This is a genomic window from Syntrophus sp. (in: bacteria) (assembly GCF_040768185.1).
Lineage (GTDB): Bacteria > Desulfobacterota > Syntrophia > Syntrophales > Syntrophaceae > Syntrophus > Syntrophus buswellii.
In genome coordinates this window covers 474,059-499,173 of record NZ_JAXGNC010000001.1, presented here as the reverse complement: position 1 = coordinate 499,173, position 25,115 = coordinate 474,059, and the positions used below count along the sequence as shown (strand labels likewise).

The following is a 25,115-nucleotide window of genomic DNA, read 5'->3' as shown; positions in this document are numbered from 1 at the left end:
TTCCAGGCCGTTCCTCTTTCTTCGTTTCAGGTTCATAGAAAACGATGCCTGTCCGTCTGATGGTTGTTGATGACGACGCCGTGGCCTGCGAATTCCTTCAGGAGGCCCTGCGGCGAACCGGCTACGATGTGGAGACCCGCACATCCGCCCGGGATGCCCTGAAGGAGGATCTGTCCCGCTACGATCTGATCATCTCCGATATCCGGATGCCTGATATGGACGGCCTGCAGCTGCTGCGCCGGATACACGAGAAGTGGCCCGCCCTTCCCGTGATTCTCATGACGGCCTTCGGATCGCTGGAAAGCACGATGGAGGCCCTACAGCTGGGGGCATGGGATTACATCAGCAAGCCCTTTTCTCCGGAAGCGATCCGCAGCATGGTGAAGAAGGTCCTGGGCATGCGGGAGCTGCAGCGCCACCGCGGTTCAGGAAATGCGGCGGTAAAGGAGGAGCCCCGGCTCATCGGTTCCTCCGCCACGATGGTGGAGTTCTACAAGCAGCTGGTCCGGGTTGCCGATGCCTGGGCCAGTGTGCTCATTGAAGGAGAGAGCGGAACAGGCAAGGAGCTGACGGCTCGCTCCCTCCACCAACTGAGTTCCCGGAGGGACAAACCTTTCGTGGTGGTTCATTGCGGGGCCATTCCGGATACGCTTCTCGAGTCCGAGCTCTTCGGCTATGAAAAGGGGGCCTTTACGGGAGCGGATACCCCCCACCGCGGGCTTCTCGAATCCGCGGAAGGCGGAACCATCTTTCTCGATGAGATCACGGAAATGTCCACCGCCCTGCAGGCAAAACTGCTCCGTTTCATGCAGGACGGGGAAGTGCGCCATCTGGGCGGACACGGGGTCCGCCGGATTCAGGTCCGCGTCGTCGCCGCTGCCAACCGCCATATCGATGAAGAGACCGCCCAAGGCCGCTTTCGCGCAGACCTGCTCTATCGGTTTGTCGTCCGCCTCCACATGCCCCCTCTCCGGGGTCACAAGGAGGATATCCCCCAGCTCATGGAATCCCTGCTGAAAAAGATGGGCTATCCGACGGTGAGAATTTCCGATGAGGCCATGGAATGCCTGATGGCCTACGACTGGCCGGGAAATGTGCGGGAGCTGGGGAATGTTCTTCATCAGACGCTCCTGCTGTCTCCGTTCCTCGTCATTCTGCCGGAACACCTGCCGGAGCGGATCCAATTGAAGAAGGGCAGCCAGGAGGAATCGGGAGCGGCCCTGACGCCCCTGGAAGGGGCGGAGCGTGGGCAGATCCTTCAGGCCTTGAAGACGACGGAGTGGAATCAAAGCCGCGCGGCGGCGCTTCTGGGGATCGATCGCAAGACGCTGCGGACCAAAATTCAGCGCTATGGATTTGTCCGGGAAAAGTATCCCTGATCGCGGGTCACTGCGGCTTGGAGACGATGGGGAAGAACAGGGTGATCGTCGTTCCCTCTCCGGGCAGGCTTTCAATTTCAATCGACCCGGCGTGGGCCTTGACGATGTCCTGGACGATGGCCAGTCCCAGACCGCGGATTCCCTCGCCCGGATGGGTGCTGAAGAAAGGTTCGTAGATCCTTTCCATCATCTCCGGAGGGATCCCCGACCCGGTGTCTGAAACGGTCAGGGCAATCGCCTGGCGTTCGGGGGACACCCGGGCTGAAAGGGCCAGTCTGCCCCCGTGGGGCATGGCCTCCAGGGCGTTCTGGATCAGGTTGAACAGGGCCGTTTGAACCCGGTAGTGATCGACGTGCAGAGGCGGGATGTCCCCGTCGGTTTGAACGTCCAGTTCAACGTCGGATTTCGCGAGGATCGGCTCGATCAGCGGCAGGGTATCATCCAGGATGGCCTGGATGGTCAGGGATTCGAAATGCGGTTCCGGCGGGCGGGTCGCCCGGCGGACGTTCTGGATGACCGAATTGAGCCTCTGCGTCTGCTGCAGGATCAGCTCCAGCTTGCGGGAAACATCCGGCGGCCAGTCCTTCCGTTCCAGAAGGAGCTGCGTGATGCCTGCCACGGAATGCAGGGGGGTTCCCATGTCATGGGCGAGTGTGGCCGTCAGGTATCCAAGGGCCTTCAACTGCTGAAGCTGGTTGACCTGGCTCTGCAGGTGGACGACCTTGAGGGTGGCTTCTTTGACCCGCAGCTCCAAACCCTCTGTCAATTCCTGATTCTGGCGGATGAATTTTTCTATCTCGTCGGCCATGACGTTGAAGTGGTCCGCCAGTTGCCCCCATTCATCCAGGGAGTGGATTGGGATTCGCTTGGCCTGTTTTCCTGTGCGGAAGTCGTCGATGATTTCAATGATCCGGCGGAGGGGCCTGCCGATCAGAAAGCCGTAGCTCGTTGCCGTCAGGAGGACGATGGCGGCAAGCAGCCCCAGCGAACTGAAAAAAAGCATCCATCGGGCGCGGGCGAGGATTTCCCTGTCGGATTGCGAAAAGAGAATAACCCCGACCATGGTTTGAGCCGCGTGACCTTTTTCCCGCGGAATGGGATAAAGCAGTCCCACGGCGGGTCCTGTCTCCGTCTTCAGGGTGTAATGGCGCTTCGCCTTTTTTTCCGCCGTTTCGTTGATGAGATGCTCAGGCCATTCATAAGCGACCCGTCCGGCTCCGGCGACATAATCAATGTCCTCCCTGGACCGGGAAATGATGTCGATGCGGGCCAGCCGGACATCCGTCGAGATATGCTCCTCCAGGGCTGAATCCAGGGCAGACAGACCCCGCCGGGTGGGAAAGCGCTGGTAAAAGGTGCTTAACGTTTCTGCAATACCGTCAAGTTTTTTGTACTGCTGTTCCGTCAAAATCCTCTCCAGCATGCCGAGCTGCATCCATCCCCAGAAGGCCATGGTGACGGCAAGACCGCAGAGGGTGACGATCATCATTCGCGTTTTCAAGGTCATGGCATTCGATTACCCGAAATATCCCGCAGGAGGGTTTTTTCCGTCCCCCGTCCCTTTTTCTCTATGCCTATTACAGCAAAACCCCCGGAGTTTCATGTAAAAAAAGAGGCACGAGGGGAAATGTTCCCTCGTGCCTCCTGAGCGCGTCAACTTCAGTTCGAAGAGCTTATTTTGCGGCGGGGACGGCTTCAGCCGGAGCAGCCTTCTCTTCAGCAGGTTTCGCGGCCTTCTTGGGGGCCTTCTTTGCCTTGGCCTTCTTGGGGGCTGCCTTCTTGACTTCCTTCTTCGCCGCTTCGGGTTTCGCCGCTTCAACCTTCGCCGGCTCTTCCTTTACGGGCGCGGCAGCCTTGTCAGCTGCGAATGCCGATGAGCAGAACAGGAAAACCAGACCAACCGCAAATACCATAGCCTTCTTCATTTTATCCTTCTCCTTTTCACTTTTTTATTTGCCGCCTCCTCATGGGGACAGCGTTATTTCCATGAGAATCTCATGGATTATCTCACTTTGCGACGCCGGATCCCTTCGCGGGCGGAATATCCGGCTCCTCTTTTTCGCCGGGCTGCAGGATCTTTTTCAAAGGCTTTGCCCTTCGCTGCAGCGTGATCTCCCTCAAGACGTTTTTATCACCCCGGGTGATGTAGCGGACGACAACCTTATCGCCGATCTTGAACTTTGTAATGGGTTTTTCTAACGTGAATTCAAACGTTTCTACTGTTCCTTTAACGGAGCGCTCGATTTTCAGCAGGGTGTCCGTAACCTCCACGACCCTGCCCGTCGTTTTCATCTTGACGGTCTTCAGGGATGTCCCCTTGATGTGTTCGGATTCCGAAGAACCCGGGACTGCCTGGTCACCGGCAAACGCCGCGGCGCTGACAAGAAAGGCCAAGCCGATGATCCATACAGCCAATCTCTCCATGTTCGGGGTGTCTCCTTCCATCAAGTTTGTTCGCCATGCTGCATCGTATGTGCCATGTTCAAGAGACAAACAAAATAATTGTTAAGGGTTTAATTTGTATGGGGAATCGAGAGAAGCTTCAGGAGGGCGGATCGGGAAATGGTCCGGAAATTGATGAATTTTTCTCCACTTCCTGGGGAATAACGAATCAGGGACGTTCCTGGCGGTGCCTCCTTTCAGAAATCCAGCGGTAGATCAGGCAATGGGTAAAAAAGAAAACCGCCGCAGCCCCTCCCTGTCCGATCAGGCTTCGACCGATTTCCCGGACCTCCTTCTGCCGACGTGCCTTTGGGTCCGCAAGATAGATTCCAAGAAGGCCGCGGTTAATCAGCCGGTGAAAGGGGGCGTCCGGAAGATCCGATACGCTTTCATCCGCGCGGATACAGAAATGCTTCAGGCGCCGTTCCATTTCCTTCGCGTCCGGGTAAAAGGAGCAGAAATTCAAATCTCCGCCATGGCGGTCTTCCTCCTGATCGACCAGATAGTCCAGAAGAATGTGCAGCCCCTGAACCCAGGGAAAATAGGCACTGGCGATGCGTTCGGCACGATCCCGGTCAAAATTCCGCTGAAAGGCGGAAGCGGTGAGGCAGAAGATTCCCAGAGTCGATCCCGTGCAGGCGGAAAACTCGTACCAGGTCATTTGAGTCTGATATTCCGGGTGGTTCAGAAACATTTGATTCAGCCGCCGGACCCGCTGATCCTTCCGGACATGCTTATGTACCTGCAGCTCCCGGTAATGGCCCGCGAGGCTGTGCAGAAACGGGGCAATGAGGGGGTATGCGGAAAGATTTCCCAATACCTCCTGGCAGGTTGTAACGAGGGCGGCCAGGTATCCCCCATCGTTTTGCTCCCGGTGCAGGGCATAGTAATCGTCCAGGGAAGACGCGGGAGTCAGCGCGTGCAGCATGGACCGGTGAAGCATGCGGAAGTCTTCGGGATCGAGTGACGTACTGCGGTCGCAGAGGTTGTCCAGGTAGTCGCTGATGGTCTGGTAGGCAATGATGAACCGGAGGGTTTCGTCAAAGTGAGGACCGGCCAACAGGGCATAGATGGAGCCGCCCTCACAGTGAAACGCCTTGGTCGTGATGCTCATGAGGGCCTGCCGGCGCAGTTCGGTATCCGGGATGGCCTCGGCGAACCGCCGCCAGCCATCCAGGTAATGATGGACACGGGGTCGGACCTGCAGAAAAATTTTTGTGGTCAAGGTGGTGAGACGGGCTGGAACCTTCAAAAGCCTGCTCCTCTAGACTGGGAGTGCGGAACCGGGTGGACCGGCTCGGAACCCGGGCCGTCGAAAGCCTGCATGGCTTCAAGCCGCAATGCCTCGCCTCTTCCCTTGTACTTGGGTGAATAATGAAAAAGGGAAAGGCGTTTGGCCGCCGCCCGCCGCGCCAGAAAGCCCGCCTGACGGGCGGTCAGATGATACTTCCCCGTCGCCTTTTCAAGATCTTCATGGAGGAAGGTCGCTTCGATGAACAGGTGATCGGCGGAATCGGCCAGGGCGAGAATGCGGCCCACATTTTCGGAACTGAAGACGGCGTCCGTCACGTAGCAGATCCGCTGTCCCCGGGATATCCGGACCGCTTTTTCCTTCAGGAACCCCAGGGGAAAGGTCCGCCGATCCGTCGGCCTGTCCCCGGATTTGCTCCAGATCCCGATGGGGTAATCGTCGGGTCTGCCCTGCAGGATCGCTTCCTTGAGATCCATCAGCCATGGGCCGGTGGGGAGGCCAAGGCCCTCGAGGCCGTTTTTCAGGATGTTCAGCCGGCTTTTTTCTTCGAATCGGAAAGCCAGGCAGGGAATGAGATGATCAAGCAACGTGCAGCGGACGGTAAAAAACGTCTCTTCCGTGAGGGGGGCGGATTCGGGGAGGTCTTCTTCCGTGACCGGCTCGGGGCGGAAAGCGGTTCTGCAGCGATAGAGGCGGGATCGCCGGCTGAGGGGAGAGATTTCCGTAGCCAGAAGTTCGAAGTTGTTGGAGTAATTTTCCACGAGGTTCCACGTGTAGCCCTGCAGCTTGCTTTCAACCTGGCAGAGGAAGCCGGGGGGGCCGAAGAGATGAATCCGCTGGTTTCTTCCCAGGCAGATTCTCAGGATTGTATCGAATCCGATGAAATGGTCCACATGCGTGTGAGACACGAAAATATGCCCGACTTTGAGAATTTCCCGGGGGGCCAGGCCGTGAAGATCCCCGAGATCGAAGAGCACGGACTTCTGGCGGTATTTGCATTTGATCAGGACGGCGGGATCCCCGAACGGATCGTTGACCAGCATGGCGGAATACACGGGCGCAGGCTTTCGTGATGGGATGCCGGGGCATCAGGTGATTTTTGCAAAAATCCGTTCAAAGAAGCTTTTCTTTTCTTTGGGGAAGTAGATCGGGCCTTCATAATCCACAATCAATCGTCCGTCGAGGTGATCGATCTCGTGCTGGGCGATGCGGGCGAGAAAATCCTCGTACCGTTTGCTGATCCGGTTGCCCTTGATGTCGTAGGCCCGCACCTTGATTTCCGGGAAGCGGTAGACCTCGACCTGGACTTCCGGGCAGGAGAGGCAACCCTCCGCCCCCCTGACGGGTTCCCCCCGCGTCTGTGTAATGCGGGGGTTTATGAGCAGGTCATAGTCCCTTTCCTTCCTGGACCAGTGCTCTTCATCAAATCCCTTGTTGCGGAATATGACGATCTTTCTGTTGATTCCAATCTGCGGTGCCGCCAGCCCCAGGGCGCCTTCGAGCTCGAGAAAGGCTTCAACCAGGGTTGAAATCTGCTCCCTGGCTTCAGGGGTCAGGGGGAGAGGAACGTCTGAGGATGGTGTGCGCAGGATGCGCGTCTCCTCATCGGTGAGGGAGATGTCGTCCCAGAGGGTCAGCACTTTGTGATTCTGCGGTTTCATGGACTGCCTCGAATAATGTTCTCGAAGGATTTCATATAACATTTCACGACAACCATTTCAAGGATTGTCATGGCGACAATATTCTTGATAATCTTTTTTCGATCTGTTAGCGTTTTGCCTCTTGCGGAAGAGGGGTGTTTTTCTCCCCTCCAAAAGAAACGTCAGCAAACCGGAAAATAAACGTGATCCCATCCATTGTCGGTTATATGGCCCGGCGGAACTTTTCGCGGGTTATGCGCTTCCAGGAGGGCCGGAAGCCTTTCCTGCCCGCCGTGTCGTCGGGCGAGCCCCGCCTCCTGTATCTTCATGTCCCCTTTTGCGAACGCCTCTGTCCCTATTGCTCCTTCAACCGCTTTGTCTTCGAAGAGGGGCGCTGCCGGGAATATTTCTCCGCTCTGCGCAGCGAAATCCGCCTTTACAAGGAGAAGGGCTACCGCTTTGGCGGCGTCTATGTCGGCGGCGGGACGCCCACGATCCTGCCGGATGAGTTGGAGGAAACCCTGGAGCTGGTCCGCCGGTGTTTTTCCATCCGGGAAGTGTCGGTGGAAACCAATCCGAACCATCTGACCCCCGAGCGCCTCGACCGGCTGAGCCGGATGGGAATCAACCGCCTTTCCGTGGGCGTCCAGAGTTTCAATGATGGGCTGCTGAAGGCCATGGACCGCTATGACAAATACGGCAGCGGCGCCGAGATCATGGAAAGGCTTCAACTGGCGCAGGGGCGTTTTGACACCCTCAATGCCGATATGATCTTCAACTTCCCCTCACAGGATATGGCCATGCTGGAACGGGACCTGGATATTCTCCTGGACCTGGGAGTGGACCAGGTTACCTGGTACCCGCTCATGGTTTCGGATTCCACAAGGAAAGTGGTCACCCGGACACTGGGGCGGGTGAGCATGGAGAGGGAAAAAGCCTTCTACGAGCGGATACGGGAGAGGCTCGGCGGGGAGTACCGCTTTTCTTCAGCCTGGTGCTTTTCCCGCAAGGGGACCATGATCGACGAGTATATCGTGGATTATGATGAATACGCGGGTCTGGGGAGCGGCTCCATCGGCTACCTGGACGGCGTCTGCTACGCCAACACCTTTGATCTGGCCGAATACTGCAAGCGTCTGGGCGAGGATGAGCTGCCTCTGATGGCTGCGCGGACATTTACCCTTGAGGAGCGGATGCGGTATGATTTCGTCATGAAGCTCTTTTCGACACGGTTGAACCACTCTGAGTTGACGGCAAAATACGGCGGCCGCCTGTCTCCCTGGCTTTGGCTGGATTTGATCCTTTTCCTGCTCGTCGGCGCTTTGAGGTACTCGGCGCCGGACTGGCAGCTGACCCGGCGGGGCTGCTATCTCTGGGTGGTCATCATGAGGGAATTCTTTACGGCGGTGAATAATTTCCGCGACTTCTGCCGGGCGGACACCCCCGCAACGGATCGTCCCCTTCCTCTCTCCAGAATTCAGGAGCAGGTCCATGAATGAACAGATCCAGACATTGCTGCGGGGACTTCCGAACATCAACGACATTATGCTGATCCTGGAAGGGCGGGGCACAGGGCGCCAAACTCCCCGTGAAATCGTCCGGGCCGCATGCCGGGAGTCTGTGGAGAATCTGCGCCGTTCGATTCTCCGGCAGAAGGGTTCGGCGGAGAAAATCCGCCTTCCCATGGCCGAGGAAATCGCCGACCTCGTGGAAAAGCGCATTGAGGCCCTGCACGCCCCACGGCTGAAGCGCGTCATCAACGCCACGGGGGTTATTCTGCACACCAACCTGGGAAGGGCGCCGCTGTGCCCGGAGGCGAGAGAACGGCTGCTGGCCGTGGCTGAAGGATACTCCAATCTGGAGTATGACCTGGCCAGAGGCGAACGGGGAAAGCGCTATGATGCCGTCCGGGAGCTGCTCTGTCTTCTTGCGGGGGTTGAGGACGCCCTGGTGGTCAACAACAATGCCGCCGCCGTGCTGCTGGCCCTCAATGCCCTGGCGGAGGGCCGGGAGGTCATTGTTTCCAGGGGGGAGCTTGTGGAGATCGGCGGAGAATTCCGCATTCCGGAAATCATGGAAAAAAGCGGCGCCCGGCTGAGGGAAGTGGGAACGACCAACCGGACCCGCCTGGCGGATTACGAGCGGGCCATTACCCCGGAGACGGGACTGATCCTCAAGGTGCATTCCAGTAATTTCAAGATGACGGGCTTTACGGAAGAGGCTTCGCTGGAGGAACTGGTGGCGCTGGGGAAAAAGCATGCCCTTCCGGTCATGTACGATGTGGGCAGCGGATGCTTTATCGACCTGTCGGAACATGGCCTGCCCGCCGAGCCCGTCGTCCGGGCGGTAGCCGCCACGGGTGTGGATGTCCTGACGTTCAGCGGCGACAAGATGCTGGGGGGGCCGCAGGCCGGGATCATCCTGGGCCGACGGGATCTTCTCGCTGCCATTCAGAGGAATCCCCTGAACCGGGCCCTGCGGATCGACAAGCTGACCCTGGCCGCGCTGGAAGCGACCCTGAGGGTTTACCTGAATCCACGGGAGGCTGTGAACCGGCTGCGGATTCTCAAAGCCCTGACCGAATCCCTGGACGATGTGACGCGCCGGGCCGGCAAATTGAAGCGGCTCTTGAAGCGGGCTTTGCCGGACTCTTTTTCCCTGGCGTTAAGGCCGGGGGCGTCGATGGTCGGGGGAGGGGCCTTGCCTGGAATGGAAATCCCGACCATGATGGTGGGGGTGCGGATGGCCGGTTGCTCTGCCGGGCGTCTGGAAGAGCGCCTGCGCCGGCTTGACCTGCCGATTATTGTCCGGGTGGCCGAAAATGAACTCCTGCTGGATCTGCGCACGGTTGCCGAGGATGAACTGGCGCTGATCCGAAACGGATTTCTTTTTCTTGCCGAGAACACCTGACCTGTCACAGGCATGGACGAGGGAGCCATCTTCCGGACGTATACGGTCAACGGGGCGGACAGCGGTCTGCGACTGGACGTGTTCCTGGTCAGGCAGCGGCCTGACCTTTCCCGGGCGCGGCTCAAGCGGCTCATTGATGACGGACGGGTTGCGGTCTGCGGAGCAAAGGCGGTCCGGGCAAGCCGGAAACTCCGTGCCGGCGATGAAGTGACGCTTGAGGAACCTCAGGCAGAACCCCTGGAGCTGCTCCCCGAGGACATCCCTCTCTCCATCCTCTACGAAGATCATGACCTGCTGGTGCTGGACAAACCGGCCGGACTGGTGGTTCATCCGGCGGCGGGGCATGCGGAAGGAACCCTGGTGCATGCCCTTCTCCACCACTGCCGGGATTTGCCGGGAATCGGAGGAGTTCTGCGTCCGGGAATCGTGCATCGTCTGGACAGGGACACCTCCGGTGTGCTGGTGGTTGCCAAAACCGATGCGGCCCATTCGGGGCTTGCGTCTCAATTCAAGAACCGCCAGGTCCAAAAGACCTATGTCGCCCTCGTTTATGGGAACCCCGGAGAGAATCAGGGGACGATCGATCTGCCGGTTGGGCGGCACCCCGTGGAACGGAAAAAAATGTCGACAAAAAGTCGGCGGGGGAAAAGAGCCGTCACTTCCTGGGAAATAACCGAGCGGTTCGGCGTGGCGGCACTCCTGAAAGTGGCTATTGAAACCGGGAGAACCCACCAGATCCGGGTGCACCTGGCGGCGACAGGACACCCGGTGGTCGGCGATCCGGTTTATGGGAGTACGAAGCGGATTTCCGCCATCACGGACCCGGTCGTCCGGTCCCGCCTGAAGGGAATGAACCGGCAGGCCCTTCATGCAGCGCGCCTTTCGTTTGTTCACCCTGTAGGGGGTGAACAGATGGAATTCGAGGCTCCCCTCCCTGGGGACATGGCGGAACTCTGCCGCTTTCTGCGGGAACATTGCCTTGCCCGCCTTTAGAATGCTCTTTTTTTCAGGTTTCAATCCCTCCGGACAGAGGCAGCGGGGCGTTCTACGTATCACCATCAGGGAAAATTCAAGGAGAAGACGTGTTCCCCATAGCTCAGCGAAATTCGGTTGCCTTTCTTCAGGCTCCGAATTTACAGGACTTCAAATTTCTAACCCATGCCTTCTGCACCCGCCGGGGCGGGGTCAGTGAGGGACCTTTTGCCTCTTTGAACGTGACTGCCGCACAGGGGGACGACCCGGTGCGGGTTGAAGAAAACTGGAACATTCTCAGCCGCTCCTTCGGCATCCCGCTCCGCTCCTTCCTGGTGCTGGACCAGGTTCACGGAGACGAGGTCCTTGTGGTCAGGGAAGACCTCTCTTCGGCGCCCGACAGGGACGAGCCCGCCTGTGATGCCTGTGTGACGGACCTTCCCGGTGTGGCCCTCTGCATCAAAACCGCCGATTGTGTCCCGGTTTTTCTTCTGGATCCCTGTCGGCAAGTCGTTGGCGCGATTCATGCAGGATGGGGAGGAACCGCATTGAAAATCGCTGCCAGGGTCGTTGACGTCATGGTCAGGGAATTTCAATGCCGTCCGGCGGATATCCTGGCGGCTATCGGCCCTTCCATCGGACCTTGCTGTTATGAAGTCGATGGCCGGGTCTACCGGGCGATGAATCATCATTCCGGGTCGGAACGGTTTTTCCGGTCCAGGTCCCATTTCGAACGCTGGAACCTGGACTTGCCCCAGGCCAATTTTCACCAGCTTCTCGAAAAAGGCCTCCAGGGAAACCATGTCGCGCTTTCCGGCCACTGCACCTGCTGCAACCCGGATCTGTTCTTTTCTCACCGGAGGGAGCGGGGTCACACCGGGCGGCATGTCAATTTTATTATGCTCAATAAAGTTGAAACACACGGAATATAAAAATATTTCTTGACATCACCGGGAGATTATATTATTGCACGGCGCTGAGAAAGGATTATATCAAGCCCTTCCGCATGGATTATTCCTGAGTTCAGAATAGCAATCTATTACATTAATCCACGTTCCTCATTTTTCGCTCGTTGCAAATAAAGTTGCACTTTTCCCGTAAAGAAATGGTTCACTTATGGAGTGTAGGCGCGCTGCCGGGTCGGAGTTGTGCCCCCATGCGCCGCATAGGTATTTCCACCGGGATACTCGTAAGGATAAGAATATGAATATTGAAGAAATCAAAAGACAGCCGATCAGTGAACTGGCCCATCTTGCCAAGGAGTTGAACGTGGTCGGCGCCAGCGGAATGAGAAGGCAGGATCTCATCTTTGCAATCCTGCAGGCTCAGGCGGAAAAAAACGGGATGATCTCAGGGTCGGGCGTGCTTGAAATCCTTCCCGACGGTTTCGGCTTTCTCCGGGCCGTCGATTACAACTACCTCCCCAGCCCCGATGACATCTACATTTCCCCTTCACAGATCCGGCGGTTCAATCTGCGGACCGGGGACACAATCTCCGGGGAGGTCAGGCCGCCGAAGGAGGGTGAAAAGTATTTCGCTCTGCTCAAGGTCGACACCATCAACTATGAGGGCTCGGAATTCGCCCGCGATAAAATCCTTTTCGATAATCTCACCCCCGTCTATCCCCAGGAAAAACTCAATCTGGAAGGTGACCCGGAGAATTATTCCACACGCGTCATGGATCTCTTTACGCCCATCGGCAAAGGCCAGCGCGGGCTGATTGTTTCGCCTCCCCGGGCAGGAAAGACGGTTCTTCTCCAGGATATCGCCCACAGCATCACGGCCAATCACAAAGAGGTCATTCTCATGGTGCTGCTCATCGACGAGAGGCCCGAGGAAGTAACCGACATGCAGAGAAGCGTCAACGGAGAGGTGATCTCCTCCACCTTTGACGAACCCGCGACCCGCCATGTCCAGGTTGCGGAGATGGTCATCGAGAAGGCGAAGCGGCTCGTCGAGCACAAGCGGGACGTCGTCATCCTCCTGGACAGCATCACGCGGCTGGCCAGGGCCTACAACACCGTCGTCCCTCCCAGCGGAAAGGTGCTTTCCGGCGGGGTGGATTCCAATGCGCTCCATAAACCCAAGCGGTTTTTCGGCGCCGCCCGGAATATCGAAAACGGAGGCAGCCTGACCATCATCTCCACGGCCTTGATCGACACGGGAAGCCGTATGGATGAGGTGATCTTCGAGGAGTTCAAGGGGACGGGCAACATGGAGCTGCATCTGGATCGCCGGATTGCGGATCGGCGCGTCTTCCCGGCCTTTGATCTGATCCGTTCCGGAACCAGGAAGGAGGAGCTTCTGACGGCAAAGCAGAACCTCAACAGGATCTGGATTCTCCGCAGGCTTCTCCAGGAGATGAACCCGGTGGATGCCATGGAATTCATCATCGACAAGATGAGAAAGACGGAGACCAATCAGGCGTTCCTGGATTCCATGAATTCGTAACGGGAATAAAAATCCTTGAATTTATGAGCCGGATGATTATAATCCCTCAAAAATTCAGCGTCGGAACAGATGCCGGTTCCCGCCGGTCGAGGAGCACAAGGCGGCATCAAAACATCAGGGAGGTATGCAGAGGATCATGAAAGAAGGAATTCATCCTGAATATAAAACGACAACCATTACCTGCGTCTGCGGAAATGTGATTGAAACCCGGTCAACGAAACAGGACATCAAGGTGGAAATCTGTTCCCAGTGTCATCCCTTTATCACGGGGAAGCAGAAGATCATTGACACGGCCGGCCGGGTGGAGCGTTTTAACCAGAAATATGCCGGGCTTAACGACAAAAAGGCGTAACGGCGTTTTTTCCCTCGAAAACTTCAATTCCGGATCACGGTGAGATCAAGGCGACGATGCAGAGGCGGCGTATTTCTTCTGCCGGAGGTGCCGAAGGGCCGGCCGGTTGCCGGTTCGGATGCGGTCCCGATCCTGAATCGGAGTAAAACGGCGCGGCGGTTTTCTCGCCTTCCGGGCAAAACCGGGAACGAGCCGAAGCGCCGAACCATTTTCCCTCCTTGGACAGAAAATACCTCTTCGAGAATTCTTCTGGGATTTTTCTAGAAAAACCTGCAAGGGTGGGTTCTTCGTGCGGATGTTTTTGGCCCGTTCCGAAGATCGCCGCCTGATGCACAGATAGAAACGGAAATCATGTTCAGCAAACTGAAAGAAGTGGAATCGCGCTACCAGGAACTGGAAAAGCTTTTAAGCGACCCGACCGTTGTGACCCGGCAGAATCTCTATCAGAAATATGCCAAGGAGCACGCCGATCTCCGCGACCTTGTGGATGCTTACCGCGACTATGAGAAGACCAGCGAACGCATTGAAGAAGGGCAGCAGCTGCTGCGGGGGGATGACGAGGAGCTGAAGGAAATCGTCCGGGAAGAATTGCCGGAACTCCGGAATCAGTTGGCTGAACTGGAGGAAAGGCTGAAAATCCTCCTTCTACCCAAGGATCCCAATGATGACCGGAACGTGTTTCTGGAAATCCGAGCGGGAACGGGAGGCGATGAAGCGGGCTTGTTTGTGGGGGATCTTTTCCGCATGTATGCCCGTTATGCGGAAACGCGGTGCTGGAAGGTGGAGGTGGTCAGCAGCACCCCGTCCGGCGGCGTCGGCGGATTCAAGGAAATCATCGCCTCGATTGCCGGCCAGGGAGCGTTCAGCCAGTTGAAATATGAAAGCGGGGTCCACCGGGTTCAGCGTGTTCCCATAACGGAGGCCCAGGGAAGGATTCATACCTCGGCTGTGACCGTGGCGATTATGCCGGAGGCTGACGAGGTCGAGGTCACCATTGACCCCAATGATCTGCGCATCGATGTCTTCCATTCAAGCGGCCACGGAGGGCAGAGCGTCAATACCACGGATTCTGCCGTGCGGATTACCCATCTCCCCACGGGGCTGGTCGTCAGCTGCCAGGACGAAAAATCGCAGCTCAAGAACAAGGCCAAGGGAATGAAGGTCCTGCGGGCCCGGCTTCTCGACATCATGGTCAAAAAGCAGAATGAGGAGATATCGGAGGCCAGGAAAAGCCAGGTGGGAAGCGGAGACCGGAGCGAAAGAATCCGGACCTACAACTTTCCCCAGGGCCGGGTTACGGATCACCGCGTCGGATTGACCCTTTACAGCCTGGAAAATATCCTGGGGGGAGAGATCCAGGAGTTTGTCGATGCCTTGACGGCCCATTACCAGGCAGAGTCCCTTAAGCAATCGACGAATTGATCGCCGCCGAACGTTCCCTTTTCTGTGACAGAGATGAAGATTGCACAGCAGATTGAAAGCGCGGCGGAGGCGTTCCTTTCTTCAGGGCTGCCGACGCCGCGGCTGGATGCGGAAGTCCTTCTGGCCTCTTTCCTTGGCAAAGACCGGACCTGGCTTTTTGTCCATTCCGACCGGGATATGAGCGATCCGGAGACAGAGGGGTTCCGCACCTGGGTGGCAAGGCGGCAGCAGGGTGAACCGGTGGCCTATCTGGTGGGGCATAAGGAATTCTGGTCCCTGGAATTTGCCGTGGACGCCCGGGTTCTGATCCCGCGCCCGGATACGGAGATCCTGGTGGAGGAAGTCCTGAATGTGCCGGCTCTGAACAGAGCCCCTTGTCCCGGCATTCTCGAACTGGGAACGGGAAGCGGGGCGATTGCCGTTTCCCTGGCCTCTGAACGGCCCGATGCCCGGATTACGGCAACGGATATTTCCCCGGGGGCCCTGGCGGTTGCTGCCGCAAATGCCGCCCGGAATCTGGGGAACAGCCGGATCCAGTTTCTCCAGGGGGATCTCTTTTCTCCGGTGCAGGGCGACTTTGATGTGATCGTTTCCAATCCCCCCTATATCGCTGTGGAGGACTTTTCCCGGCTGTCAAGGGAAATCAGGGACTTTGAACCCCGGCAGGCTCTGCTGGCCGGGAGGGAGGGAATGGATTTTTATTCGGACATCATCCCGCAGGCTCCCCGTTACCTCAAACCGGGGGGATGGCTCCTGCTGGAAATCGGCGACGGCCAGCAGCAGCTGGTCGAGGACTTGTTATCGAGATCCGGCCTGTACCGGGAAGTGGCCTTCCGGAAGGATTATGCGGGGCGCTGGCGGGTTGCGAAGGCGCGAAAGAGAGGAAGCAAGCGTGGATAAAATCATCATTGACGGCGGGAAACCCCTTGCGGGAGAGGTCCGGATCAGCGGCGCCAAAAATGCCGCACTTCCCATCATGGCCGCCTCCCTCCTGACGGATGGCTGGAACACCTTTACCAACATACCGGACCTGATGGACATCCGCACCACGAGAAAGCTTCTGGAGAGTCTGGGCGCGGTCATTGAGGGGACACCCGGAGCCCTGCGCATCAATGCCGGAGAAATTACGAATATCGAAGCGTCCTACGACCTCGTGAAAACGATGCGGGCGTCCATCCTGGTTCTGGGCCCCCTGGTGGCCAGGTTCGGAATCGCCCGCGTATCCCTGCCCGGCGGCTGCGCCATCGGCGCCCGGCCCGTCAACCTCCATATAAAGGCCCTCCAGGATATGGGAGCGGAGGTGGCTCTGAAGGAGGGCTACGTGGAAGCCAAGGCCAGAAGGTTGAAGGGGACGGCCATTTACTTCGACAGCCCGACGGTCGGAGGAACGGAAAATATCATGATGGCCGCTACACTCGCCGACGGGGTTACCCTGTTGAAGAATGCGGCGCGGGAGCCGGAAATCGTGAATCTGGCCGAGGTGCTCATTGGAATGGGCGCCAGGATTGCGGGTGCCGGGACGGACGAAATCCGGGTCGAGGGAGTGGAGCGTCTCCACCCTGTCGAGGCCGAAGTCATTCCCGACCGGATCGAAGCGGGCACCTACATGATCGCGGCGGGCATTACCGGGGGTGAGATCCGGGTGTTGGGCTGTCAGCCGAACCATCTTTGCGCCCTGATCGAAAAGCTCAGGGATGCCGGCATGATTATCGAGACAATGAACGGCGGGCTGCGGGCGGCAGGAAACGGAAGAGTCCGGAGCGTGGATATCAAGACCCTTCCCCATCCAGGATTCCCGACGGATCTCCAGGCCCAGATGATGTCCATGATGGCCGTGGCCGAGGGGCTCAGCGTCATCACGGAAACGGTGTTTGAAAATCGTTTCATGCATGTGGGCGAGCTGATGCGCATGGGCGCCGACATTCATATTCAGGGCAACAGCGCGATCGTCAAGGGGGTGAACGCCCTGAAGGGCGCTCCCGTCATGGCGACGGATCTCCGGGCGTCGGCCTCCCTCATCCTGGCCGGTCTGGCAGCCCGGGGGACAACGGAACTGTCGCGGGTCTATCACCTTGACCGGGGCTATCAGGACATTGAAAAGAAATTTTCAGCCCTGGGCGCCGACATCCGCAGAGTATCGGGGGCATGATGAACATTGTGAAAACGACGGATTCGGATTTTGAAGCCCTTTACCGCCGGATTACCGGGCGGGGCCGGGTCTTCGATGAAGAGCTCTGGAAGGTGGTCAAGGGGATCGTCGAAGATGTGGCCCGCAGGGGGGACGAAGCCCTTTTCGATTACACGCGGCGCTTCGACGGGCACATCCTGACGGCGCAGACCGTGGCCGTTTCCGAGGGTGAACTGGAAGAGGCGGCCGCCCGGGTGGAAGGCCCGGATCTGGCCATACTGCAGCAGGCCGCGCAGAGGATCGAAGCCTTTCATCGTCACCAGATTGCCGAAAGCTGGACCGTATCCGAGAAGCCCGGCAGCACCCTCGGCCAGCGGATCATTCCCCTGGAGCGGGTTGGGATTTACGCGCCGGGGGGATCGGCTTCCTACCCGTCTACGGTGCTCATGGCGGCTATTCCGGCCAGGCTTGCCGGGGTTGAGGAACTTTTTCTGGTCAACCCTTCAAGGGACGGAAAGATTTCCCCGTTGATCGCGGCGGCGGCGAAACTCTGCGGCATCCGTCGCATCTTCAAAATCGGAGGGGCGCAGGCTGTGGCCGCCCTGGCCTACGGTACGGAAGCAATTCCCCGGGTGGACAAGATTGTCGGTCCGGGAAACGCCTATGTGGCCGCCGCAAAAAAAATGGTATTCGGTCAGGTCTCCATTGACATGATCGCCGGTCCAAGCGAAATCCTCGTCATTGCGGACAGCTCGGCGCAGCCTTCCCTGGTCGCGGCGGATCTCCTTTCCCAGGCGGAGCACGACGAAATGGCCAGTGCCGTTCTGCTGACGCCGGATGACGTCCTGGCCCGGGCGGTCTCTGCGGAGTTGGAACGGCAATTGGAGAACCTTCCGCGAAGGGCGATCGCCCAGCGGTCCCTTGAGGCCTTCGGAGCCATCCTGGTCACGGAGAATCTCGATGAGGCCGTGGCCGTGGCCAATCGCTTCGCTCCGGAACACCTGGAACTGATGGTGAAGGACCCCTGGAATCTCCTGGAGGGCATTCGGCATGCCGGAGCGGTTTTTCTTGGTTCCTATACGCCCGAGGCGGTGGGCGACTATATCGCGGGGCCCAACCACGTCCTCCCCACCGGTGGAACCGCCCGTTTTTCCTCGGCCCTGGGGTCTATGATTTCGTGAAGCGGATCAGTGTCCTTTCCCTGAGCCGGGAAGTGCTTGAGGAATACGGCCCTCAGGCGGCCCGCTTTGCCCATCTGGAGGGCCTTGACGCCCATGGGAAGTCAATTTCATTGAGACTGGCGGGAAAAAATCCTTGACAAAAGCATCCTCTTGAATAAGATAGGCAAGCTTTTTCCTGTATTTTTCAAGGCGGGCGTAATTCAGCGGTAGAATGTCAGCTTCCCAAGCTGGACGTCGTGGGTTCGAGTCCCATCGCCCGCTCCATGATATTCCCCTCCGGGTGATTTGTGATGTCGGAGAAAGCAGTGTATCTGTTGCTGTGGCGTTGTTCGGGAATCTTCCTAAGTCATTGTCGGATCTTCTGGAGTGGGCAGTTGCCCACTTTTTTGTTTTATGAGGTTCCCTGTCGAGCAGAATCGTTGAATCGAACTCATGGCCAGTGAATATGTAAAAAAACTCCGGGAGGACATCTGGCGCCTGGTGGAACCGGTTCTGGAGTCTGAAGGCTTCGAACTGATCCAGGTGGAGTGCCTGCGCATGAAGACCCGGTGGATCGTCCGGATCTATATGGACCGTGAAGGCGGAGTGACCCTGGACGATTGTTCGGGGATCAGCGGTCAGCTCGGTGATCTCCTGGATGTTCATGATCTTCCCCCGGGTCCGTATACCCTGGAGGTATCGTCGCCCGGCCTCGATCGACCCCTCGTCCGGGACAAGGATTTTGTCCTCTATCAGGGGTGTGATGTAAGCGTCCGGCTGGAACAGAAGGTGGAGGGCATCCGCCATTTCCGGGGCAGGCTGGTTGAGTTCCGGGAAGAGGAAGGTCGGAAAGTGCTGGTGGTTGAGATGGGTTCCAAACTGTATCAAATCCCCAGGGACTTGGTTGTCAAGGCGAATCTGATCTATCGGTTCGATTAAGGAAATCCCGGCTGGGACGACTCTGACGGAAAAATCGCCCGACAGGCGTCGCATCGAACCAGATCACTGTTTTCAGCCTGCATCGATGGCATTTCGTGTTGCGCTCTCTGCCACTGGAAAAGGCGGCCAAAAAAAAGCGATTGAAATAGAGAGGTGGAGGAAAATTTCATGGTTCCGGAACTTAAACGTCTGATCGAACAGATGGGTAAGGATAGAGGACTGGATAAGAGTATCATCATCGAGGCCCTTGAGACGGCGATGCTGACGGCGGCGCGGAAGAAGCTGGGGCCCCATGTGGATATCGAAGCTCATTACAACGAGGACCTGGGCGAAATCGAGGTGTTCCAGTTTAAAACGGTGGTTGAAAGGGTTACTGATCCGGATATGCAGATTTCCCTGGAGGTTGCCCACCGGGATCTGGATGAGGAGGCTGAGCCGGGTGACAGCCTCGGGATGAAGATCGAGACGAGCACGTTCGGACGCATCGCCGTTCAGACCGCCAAGCAGATTATTGTTCAGAGGGTGAAGGATGCCGAACGGGACAATGTCTACGACGAGTACAAGGATCGCAAGGGTGAGCTGGTCAATGGCTTTGTGCAGCGGTTCGAGGCGGGGAGCATCATTGTCAATCTGGGCCGTGCGGAGGGGGTGCTCCCGGTGTCCGAACAGATTCACCGGGAGTCTTACAAGCGGGGGGACCGGATCCGCAGTTTCATCTATGACGTAAAAAAAGTTTCCAAGGGGCCTCAGATCCTGCTTTCCCGCACGCATCCCAATTTCCTGAAATCGCTCTTCGAGGTCGAGGTTCCGGAAATTGACGAGGGGTTGATCGAGGTCATCAATGTTTCCCGGGAGCCGGGCAAGCGGGCCAAAATTGCCGTGAGGACGAAGGACAAGGACATCGATCCTGTCGGGGCCTGCGTCGGCATGCGTGGGGCCCGTGTCCAGAGTGTTGTTCAGGAGTTGCGGGGAGAAAAAATCGACATCATCCCCTATTCCGATGATGCCGTGCAATATGTCAGCAGCGCCCTCTCGCCGGCGAAGGTGAGCCGCGTGATCATGGATGAGGCGAATCATGCGATGGAGGTGATTGTTCCGGACGACCAGCTGTCTCTTGCTATCGGGAAGAACGGGCAGAATGTGCGCCTAGCCGTAAAGTTGACCGGGTGGAAGATTGATGTCAAAAGCGAATCGGCTGAGGCCGAGAAGGATAGCCCCGGGTATTCAGACCTCCTGAAGATCCCCGGAATGGAGGAGGCAACCGCTGAGCTGCTCTTCGGCAAGGGCTTGAAGAGTGTCGCCATGATCGCTGCGGCAGATTGTGAGATGCTGTCGGCTCTTTCGGGGGTCGAGGAGTCAACCGCGCAGCTCTGGATCGAGGAGGCGGGAAGGATCATCGATGAAGAGGTTGCCGCCCCAAGGGAAACTTGAGGAAATTTTGGTGTATTTACAATAATATGCGGAGTCAAACATAGAAGCGCTGGGGGTTTCAAGCATGTCAAAAAAGAGGGTTTACGAGTTGGCCCGGGAGCTGGGTATCGACAACAAGGAGCTGATCTCTCGGTTGGAAAAACTCGGTATCACCGTAAAGTCCCACTCGGGAACGCTGGAAGATAACGAAGTGGAACGCGTTATCAAGGAGTTCCATGCCCGGGGAGCCACGGAGATGGTGGAGCAGCGGATCAAGACGACCGTCATCCGGCGGAGAGCTGTGCATGTTCCCCAGGAGGAGCCTGTTGCCGAGGAGCCCCCTGCAGAAGCAGAGAGAGCCGTCCGCGAAGAAGTGCCGGCAAAGCCTGCACCCCCGGAAGAAGTGAAACCCGTTGAAGTTGTCGAGTCCCAGCCTGCGGTTCCGGAAGGGGAACCTTTGCCGGCCGTTAAGAAACCCCTGCCAACTCCGGCGATTCCACCGAAAAAGTCCCCGATTCCTCCAACTCCTGAAATTTCCGGGGAGGAGAAACAAGTAATCCCTGAGAAAATGAAGGAAGAGGCGCCGAAAGAGCCGATTGTTCCGGAGCCTGGGAAGACGCCCCCGGTGGCGAAGAGTGTTCCGGAAGAGGAGAGGGCGCCGGCAAGGGCGCAAGGTGCCGAGGCTGCTGGCAGGGAGGTGGGAAGAATTCCGCCTGGGAGGCGGGAAGGAAGGCCGCCGGCACCCCGTGCCGCTGCCGGAGGAGAAGCTCCTGCAAGGCAGGCACCGCAGCGGGGCGAGGCCAGGAGGCCTGAGACCGGGGCCGCTCCCAGGCCGGCGGCGCCACCGGAAAAGGAAGCTCCAAAGACCGAGGCGGACAAGCTGAAGAAAAAACCGAAGATTCCCGAGGAAGTGCCGGTGCGGGAACTGCCTCCCGCCAAGAAGAAGCCTGCCCTTAAAAAGGCTCCGGATAAAAAGGACTTCCGTAAGACGATCGAAGAAGAAACCGTCGAACGGGTCGCCAGGCCGGGCCGCTGGAAGGAAGAGAAAAAGGCCGCCGCCAAGATGAAGAAGACGGAGATCACCGTGCCGAAGGCGATCAAACGAAGGATCCGGATCGGCGAAGCGGTTACGGTGGGGGATCTGGCCAAGAAAATGGGGGTCAAGGCGAATGAGGTCATCAACAAGCTCATGCGGATGGGACTCATGGCGACCATTAACCAGTCCATTGACTTTGACGCCGCATCGCTCATCGCCACGGAGTTTGACTATCAGGTGGAGCCTGTGGGGATGGAGTACGACGAATCCATGTTCAAAGTGGAATCCGCCGCCGAAAATCTGAAACCCCGGGCACCCGTGGTGACGATCATGGGGCACGTGGACCACGGAAAGACTTCGCTGCTGGATGCCATCCGGAAAACGCGGGTTACCGAGGGAGAAGCGGGAGGCATCACCCAGGCCATCGGGGCCTATCATGTGAATCTCAAGGGGCGGGAAATCGTCTTTCTCGACACGCCTGGACATGAAGCCTTCACGGCCATGCGTGCTCGTGGCGCTCAGGTGACGGACATCGTGGTCCTGGTCGTCGCGGCCGACGACGGTGTGATGGATCAGACGGTGGAAGCAATCAATCACTCCAAGGTGGCCGGCGTGCCCATCATTGTGGCGATCAATAAAATCGACAAGCCTGAAGCCGATCCGGGAAGGATTAAGCAGGCGCTGACGGAATACAGCCTTATTCCGGAAGAGTGGGGGGGAGATACCATCTTCAGCGAGGTGTCGGCGAAGCAGAAAATCGGCATAGAGGAACTCCTGGAGCTCATCCTGCTGCAGGCGGATATCCTGGAACTGAAGGCCGATCCGGACCGTCCGGCTCGTGGCGTGGTGATCGAAGCCCGTCTGGATCGCGGGCGCGGCCCGGTAGCCACGGTTTTAATCCAGGAGGGGACTCTCCATGAAGGGGATGCCTTTGTCAGCAAGACGGAGTACGGGCGTGTCCGGGCCATGAATGATGACCAAGGGCGTCGGATCAGGGTGGCCGGCCCGGCCACGCCGGTCGAGGTGATCGGTTTTTCCCGCGTGCCCCAGGCAAGTGCGGAATTTAACGCCGTCGAGGATGAAAAGAAGGCCCGCAGCATTGGAGAATACTGGCTGCGAAAGGAACGGGAACGGGAGCTTTCCGCGACCTCGAAGATCACCCTGGAGCAGCTGTATGAAAAGATGAAGGAAGGCGTGAAAGAGCTGAATGTCATCCTCCGGGCGGATGTGCAGGGATCCCTGGAGGCCTTGGCGGATGCCCTGACCAAGCTCAGCACCGACGACATCAAACTGAAGGTGATTCATGGTTCCACCGGGGCGATTACGGAGACGGATGTCATGCTGGCGTCGGCATCCAATGCCATCATCATCGGCTTCAATGTCCGGCCTGACGCCCGGGTCACGGAGCTGGCGGAAGTGGAAGGTGTCGACATCAAGCTCTACGACATCATTTACAATGTCATTGCCGACGTCCGGGCGGCCATGGAAGGGCTCCTCGAACCCGAATACCGGGAAATGGTCATTGGCCGGGCCGAAGTTCGGGATCTGTTCCGGGTTCCCAAAGTGGGCACCGTGGCGGGAAGCTTTGTGACCGACGGAAAAATGGTTCGAAAGAGCAATGCCAAGCTGGTTCGGGACGGGGTCATCGTTTTTGACGGGAAGATCGCCTCCCTGCGGCGGTTCAAGGATGATGTCAAGGAAGTGCTGGCCGGTTTTGAATGCGGAATCGGCATTGAGGGCTTCAATGACCTCCGGGTGGGCGACCTGATCGAAGCCTATGTCAATGAAAAAGTGGAGCGCAAGCTGTGAATTCAGACCTGAAGGGAATGTGTGAATTCTAGAGGCTTCGCCGCCGCGAGACAGGGGCATACCGTGAGGCGGATGTTACGATGGTCATCGGATCGGGACTGATTGAACTGTGGATTGCAGAATGCCGGTCTTTGAAGGAAAAACGGGGGGTCTTGAAGCGGATCCTTCAGCGGACGCGCAATACCTTCAACGTGTCCATCGCTGAGATCGGCGAAAACGACTCCTGGAAGCGCGCAAAAGTCGGATTTTGCGTCGTGGGAAACGATACGCGCTACGTGAACGGAAAGGTGGATTGCATCCTCTCCTTTATCGAGGAACTCCAACTGGCCGAAGTGCTGGGCAGCAGGATCGAAATCGTTTCTCTGTCGGACGCCATGCCGCATTTCGACGAATCTGCCGGCAAATATGGATCCGAATGACGGTCATCTGTGCCGGACCGGGGCTTCGTCCCGGATTCCGTCTACAGGCCTCTCAGGACAGAAAAGGTGGTCGAAAGCATGTTGGAGTTTAAGAGGGCGGATCGTGTGGCGGATCTGGTGAAAGTGGAGCTTGCGGATATCCTGTTGAGGAGGGTCCGCGATCCAAGGGTCAGCAGGCTGACGGTTACCGGGGTCAAGATGAGCGATGACCTGCGCACTGCCAAGATTTTTTTCGTGGAGATGGGCGAGGATTTCTGCAGCCCCGAAACACTCGAGAGTCTGCAGAAGGCCGGCGGCTTCATCAAGAGGGAACTGGGAAAACGATTGAAACTGCGCTATGTGCCGGATCTCATTTTCAGGCAGGACACCTCCTTTGCCTATGGAAGCCGGATTGATCGGCTTATAAGAGAAATTCACAGAGATGATGAGAATGATGGATCGGATTCTTGATATTATCGATCGTTCCAGGACCTTCCTCATTTCTTCCCATGAACGGCTGGATGGTGACGCCGTTGGGTCGGAGCTGGCTCTTTATGGCCTGCTCCGGCAAACGGGAAAAGAAGCGGACGTTTACAACCAGGATGCAACACCGGAGAACTATCGGTTCCTGCCCGGAAGCCAGGTGATCCGCCAGGAGCTCCCCGCCGATTGTGCTTCTCGGTATGACGCGGCCTTTATCGTGGACTGCAGCGATCTGAGCCGGGTGGGCAGGGGGTCTGAAAAGATTGCCCGCATTGGAACACTCGTCAATATCGATCATCACATCTCCAATTCGATGTTCTCCGAGTTTTCCTATGTTGACCCCCGGGCGAGCTCAACGGGTGAACTGATCTACCGGTTGATATCCCGCATGGGATGTTCCGTGACGCGGGACATTGCGACCAATCTCTATGCGGCCATTTTAACGGATACCGGGGGGTTTCATTACGGGACTACCGGAAGGGAAACATTGATCGCCGCCGGGAATCTGGTCGGCTGGGGCGCCGATCCCCAGGAAATATCGGAGAATATTTACGAGAACAACCCCCTGGCCAAAATCAGGCTGCTGTCCAAAGCCCTGGACACGCTGACCTTCGATCTGGATGGGCGGTTCGGTTACATGGTGGTCTGGCAGAAGGACATGCAGGCCGTAGGGGCTGTCCCGGAACATACGGAAGGCTTTGTCGACCTTCCCCGATCGATTTCAGGGGTAGAGGTATCGGCTCTGTTCAGCGAACAGCACAATGGACCTTTCAAGGTCAGCTTCCGCTCCAAGGGCGAGGTGAACGTGGAGCGGGTGGCCCGCGCCTTTGATGGTGGAGGCCACAGGAATGCATCCGCCTGTCGCATTCAGGGCGACTTTGAAACGGTTTATTCCCGGGTCCTGGATGTGATACGGGACGGAATTTGAACAG

Annotated in this window: 22 protein-coding genes, 1 tRNA gene and 1 pseudogene; 18 read left to right on the top strand and 6 right to left on the bottom strand. The window is 57.7% G+C overall.

Translation table 11 applies throughout. From position 1 onward, the window contains the following. Nucleotides 1-44: 44 nt before the first annotated feature. On the top strand, nucleotides 45-1,379 hold the full coding sequence (locus tag AB3175_RS02370) for a sigma-54-dependent transcriptional regulator (protein ID WP_367359330.1): 1,335 nt from the start codon (nucleotides 45-47) through the stop codon (nucleotides 1,377-1,379). Nucleotides 1,380-1,386: 7 nt separating this feature from the next. Here the strand turns inward: AB3175_RS02370 and AB3175_RS02365 are convergent, their stop codons facing one another. The 6 genes from AB3175_RS02365 to def all read right to left on the bottom strand — a co-directional run bounded on the left by AB3175_RS02365 (nucleotide 1,387) and on the right by def (nucleotide 6,734). After that, nucleotides 1,387-2,886: a PAS domain-containing sensor histidine kinase gene (locus AB3175_RS02365; RefSeq protein ID WP_367359329.1), complete on the bottom strand. Its 1,500-nt coding sequence runs from the start codon at nucleotides 2,884-2,886 to the stop codon at nucleotides 1,387-1,389. 166 nt (nucleotides 2,887-3,052) lie between these two features. Then, entirely contained in the window at nucleotides 3,053-3,304 is a 252-nt protein-coding gene (locus AB3175_RS02360; RefSeq protein ID WP_367359328.1) for a hypothetical protein, read from the bottom strand. Nucleotides 3,305-3,386: 82 nt separating this feature from the next. Then, nucleotides 3,387-3,803, bottom strand: a complete 417-nt coding sequence (locus AB3175_RS02355; RefSeq protein ID WP_367359327.1) for a hypothetical protein — start codon at nucleotides 3,801-3,803, stop codon at nucleotides 3,387-3,389. A gap of 187 nt (nucleotides 3,804-3,990) precedes the next feature. Next, on the bottom strand, nucleotides 3,991-5,073 hold the full coding sequence (locus tag AB3175_RS02350; RefSeq protein ID WP_367359326.1) for a tetraprenyl-beta-curcumene synthase family protein: 1,083 nt from the start codon (nucleotides 5,071-5,073) through the stop codon (nucleotides 3,991-3,993). Then, the gene (locus AB3175_RS02345; RefSeq protein WP_367359325.1) at nucleotides 5,070-6,128 is read right to left on the bottom strand and encodes an MBL fold metallo-hydrolase; all 1,059 of its coding nucleotides are present in this window, start codon (nucleotides 6,126-6,128) and stop codon (nucleotides 5,070-5,072) included. Before AB3175_RS02345 ends, AB3175_RS02350 begins: the two co-directional genes overlap by 4 nt. 33 nt (nucleotides 6,129-6,161) lie before the next feature. Continuing rightward, nucleotides 6,162-6,734, bottom strand: a complete 573-nt coding sequence (gene def, locus AB3175_RS02340; RefSeq protein ID WP_367359324.1) for a peptide deformylase — start codon at nucleotides 6,732-6,734, stop codon at nucleotides 6,162-6,164. A 182-nt stretch (nucleotides 6,735-6,916) separates the two neighbouring features. Between def and AB3175_RS02335 the strand changes: the two genes are divergently transcribed. The 17 genes and pseudogenes from AB3175_RS02335 to AB3175_RS02255 all read left to right on the top strand — a co-directional run bounded on the left by AB3175_RS02335 (nucleotide 6,917) and on the right by AB3175_RS02255 (nucleotide 25,111). Then, entirely contained in the window at nucleotides 6,917-8,212 is a 1,296-nt protein-coding gene (locus AB3175_RS02335) for a coproporphyrinogen III oxidase family protein (protein WP_367359323.1), read from the top strand. Next, nucleotides 8,205-9,623, top strand: coding sequence for an L-seryl-tRNA(Sec) selenium transferase (selA, locus tag AB3175_RS02330; RefSeq protein WP_367359322.1), 1,419 nt, complete (start codon nucleotides 8,205-8,207; stop codon nucleotides 9,621-9,623). Before AB3175_RS02335 ends, selA begins: the two co-directional genes overlap by 8 nt. Nucleotides 9,624-9,635: 12 nt before the next feature. Next, nucleotides 9,636-10,616 carry an RluA family pseudouridine synthase gene (locus AB3175_RS02325; RefSeq protein ID WP_367359321.1) on the top strand — a complete coding sequence of 327 codons (981 nt, stop codon included), beginning with the start codon at nucleotides 9,636-9,638 and terminating at the stop codon, nucleotides 10,614-10,616. 89 nt (nucleotides 10,617-10,705) lie between these two features. Continuing rightward, on the top strand, nucleotides 10,706-11,527 hold the full coding sequence (pgeF, locus tag AB3175_RS02320; protein ID WP_367359320.1) for a peptidoglycan editing factor PgeF: 822 nt from the start codon (nucleotides 10,706-10,708) through the stop codon (nucleotides 11,525-11,527). A gap of 271 nt (nucleotides 11,528-11,798) precedes the next feature. Next, complete coding sequence (gene rho / locus AB3175_RS02315) at nucleotides 11,799-13,046, top strand: transcription termination factor Rho (RefSeq protein WP_367359319.1); 1,248 nt, start codon at nucleotides 11,799-11,801, stop codon at nucleotides 13,044-13,046. Nucleotides 13,047-13,182: 136 nt separating this feature from the next. Continuing rightward, a complete protein-coding gene (gene rpmE, locus AB3175_RS02310) occupies nucleotides 13,183-13,398 on the top strand; it encodes a 50S ribosomal protein L31 (RefSeq protein WP_367359318.1) in 216 nt (71 codons plus the stop codon). Between the two features lie 351 nt (nucleotides 13,399-13,749). Further along, nucleotides 13,750-14,820: a peptide chain release factor 1 gene (prfA, locus tag AB3175_RS02305; RefSeq protein WP_367359317.1), complete on the top strand. Its 1,071-nt coding sequence runs from the start codon at nucleotides 13,750-13,752 to the stop codon at nucleotides 14,818-14,820. A 33-nt stretch (nucleotides 14,821-14,853) separates the two neighbouring features. After that, complete coding sequence (prmC, locus tag AB3175_RS02300; RefSeq protein WP_367359316.1) at nucleotides 14,854-15,720, top strand: peptide chain release factor N(5)-glutamine methyltransferase; 867 nt, start codon at nucleotides 14,854-14,856, stop codon at nucleotides 15,718-15,720. After that, entirely contained in the window at nucleotides 15,713-16,969 is a 1,257-nt protein-coding gene (gene murA, locus AB3175_RS02295) for a UDP-N-acetylglucosamine 1-carboxyvinyltransferase (protein ID WP_367359315.1), read from the top strand. Before prmC ends, murA begins: the two co-directional genes overlap by 8 nt. Next, nucleotides 16,966-18,266: pseudogene (gene hisD, locus AB3175_RS02290) on the top strand (histidinol dehydrogenase). The gene murA and the pseudogene hisD overlap by 4 nt, the downstream one beginning before the upstream one ends. Nucleotides 18,267-18,318: 52 nt before the next feature. After that, nucleotides 18,319-18,393: transfer RNA gene (locus tag AB3175_RS02285), tRNA-Gly, on the top strand. Nucleotides 18,394-18,561: 168 nt separating this feature from the next. Beyond that, nucleotides 18,562-19,047 (top strand): ribosome maturation factor RimP, encoded by a 486-nt coding sequence (gene rimP, locus AB3175_RS02280; RefSeq protein ID WP_367359314.1) that lies wholly within the window; start codon nucleotides 18,562-18,564, stop codon nucleotides 19,045-19,047. 168 nt (nucleotides 19,048-19,215) lie between these two features. Then, nucleotides 19,216-20,478: a transcription termination factor NusA gene (gene nusA, locus AB3175_RS02275; RefSeq protein ID WP_367359313.1), complete on the top strand. Its 1,263-nt coding sequence runs from the start codon at nucleotides 19,216-19,218 to the stop codon at nucleotides 20,476-20,478. A gap of 64 nt (nucleotides 20,479-20,542) precedes the next feature. Continuing rightward, on the top strand, nucleotides 20,543-23,302 hold the full coding sequence (gene infB, locus AB3175_RS02270) for a translation initiation factor IF-2 (protein WP_367359312.1): 2,760 nt from the start codon (nucleotides 20,543-20,545) through the stop codon (nucleotides 23,300-23,302). Between the two features lie 80 nt (nucleotides 23,303-23,382). After that, complete coding sequence (locus tag AB3175_RS02265; RefSeq protein WP_367359311.1) at nucleotides 23,383-23,721, top strand: DUF503 domain-containing protein; 339 nt, start codon at nucleotides 23,383-23,385, stop codon at nucleotides 23,719-23,721. Nucleotides 23,722-23,799: 78 nt separating this feature from the next. Beyond that, the gene (gene rbfA, locus AB3175_RS02260) at nucleotides 23,800-24,171 is read left to right on the top strand and encodes a 30S ribosome-binding factor RbfA (RefSeq protein WP_367359310.1); all 372 of its coding nucleotides are present in this window, start codon (nucleotides 23,800-23,802) and stop codon (nucleotides 24,169-24,171) included. Then, on the top strand, nucleotides 24,143-25,111 hold the full coding sequence (locus tag AB3175_RS02255) for a bifunctional oligoribonuclease/PAP phosphatase NrnA (RefSeq protein ID WP_367359309.1): 969 nt from the start codon (nucleotides 24,143-24,145) through the stop codon (nucleotides 25,109-25,111). The genes rbfA and AB3175_RS02255 overlap by 29 nt, the downstream gene beginning before the upstream one ends. Nucleotides 25,112-25,115 lie beyond the last annotated feature (4 nt).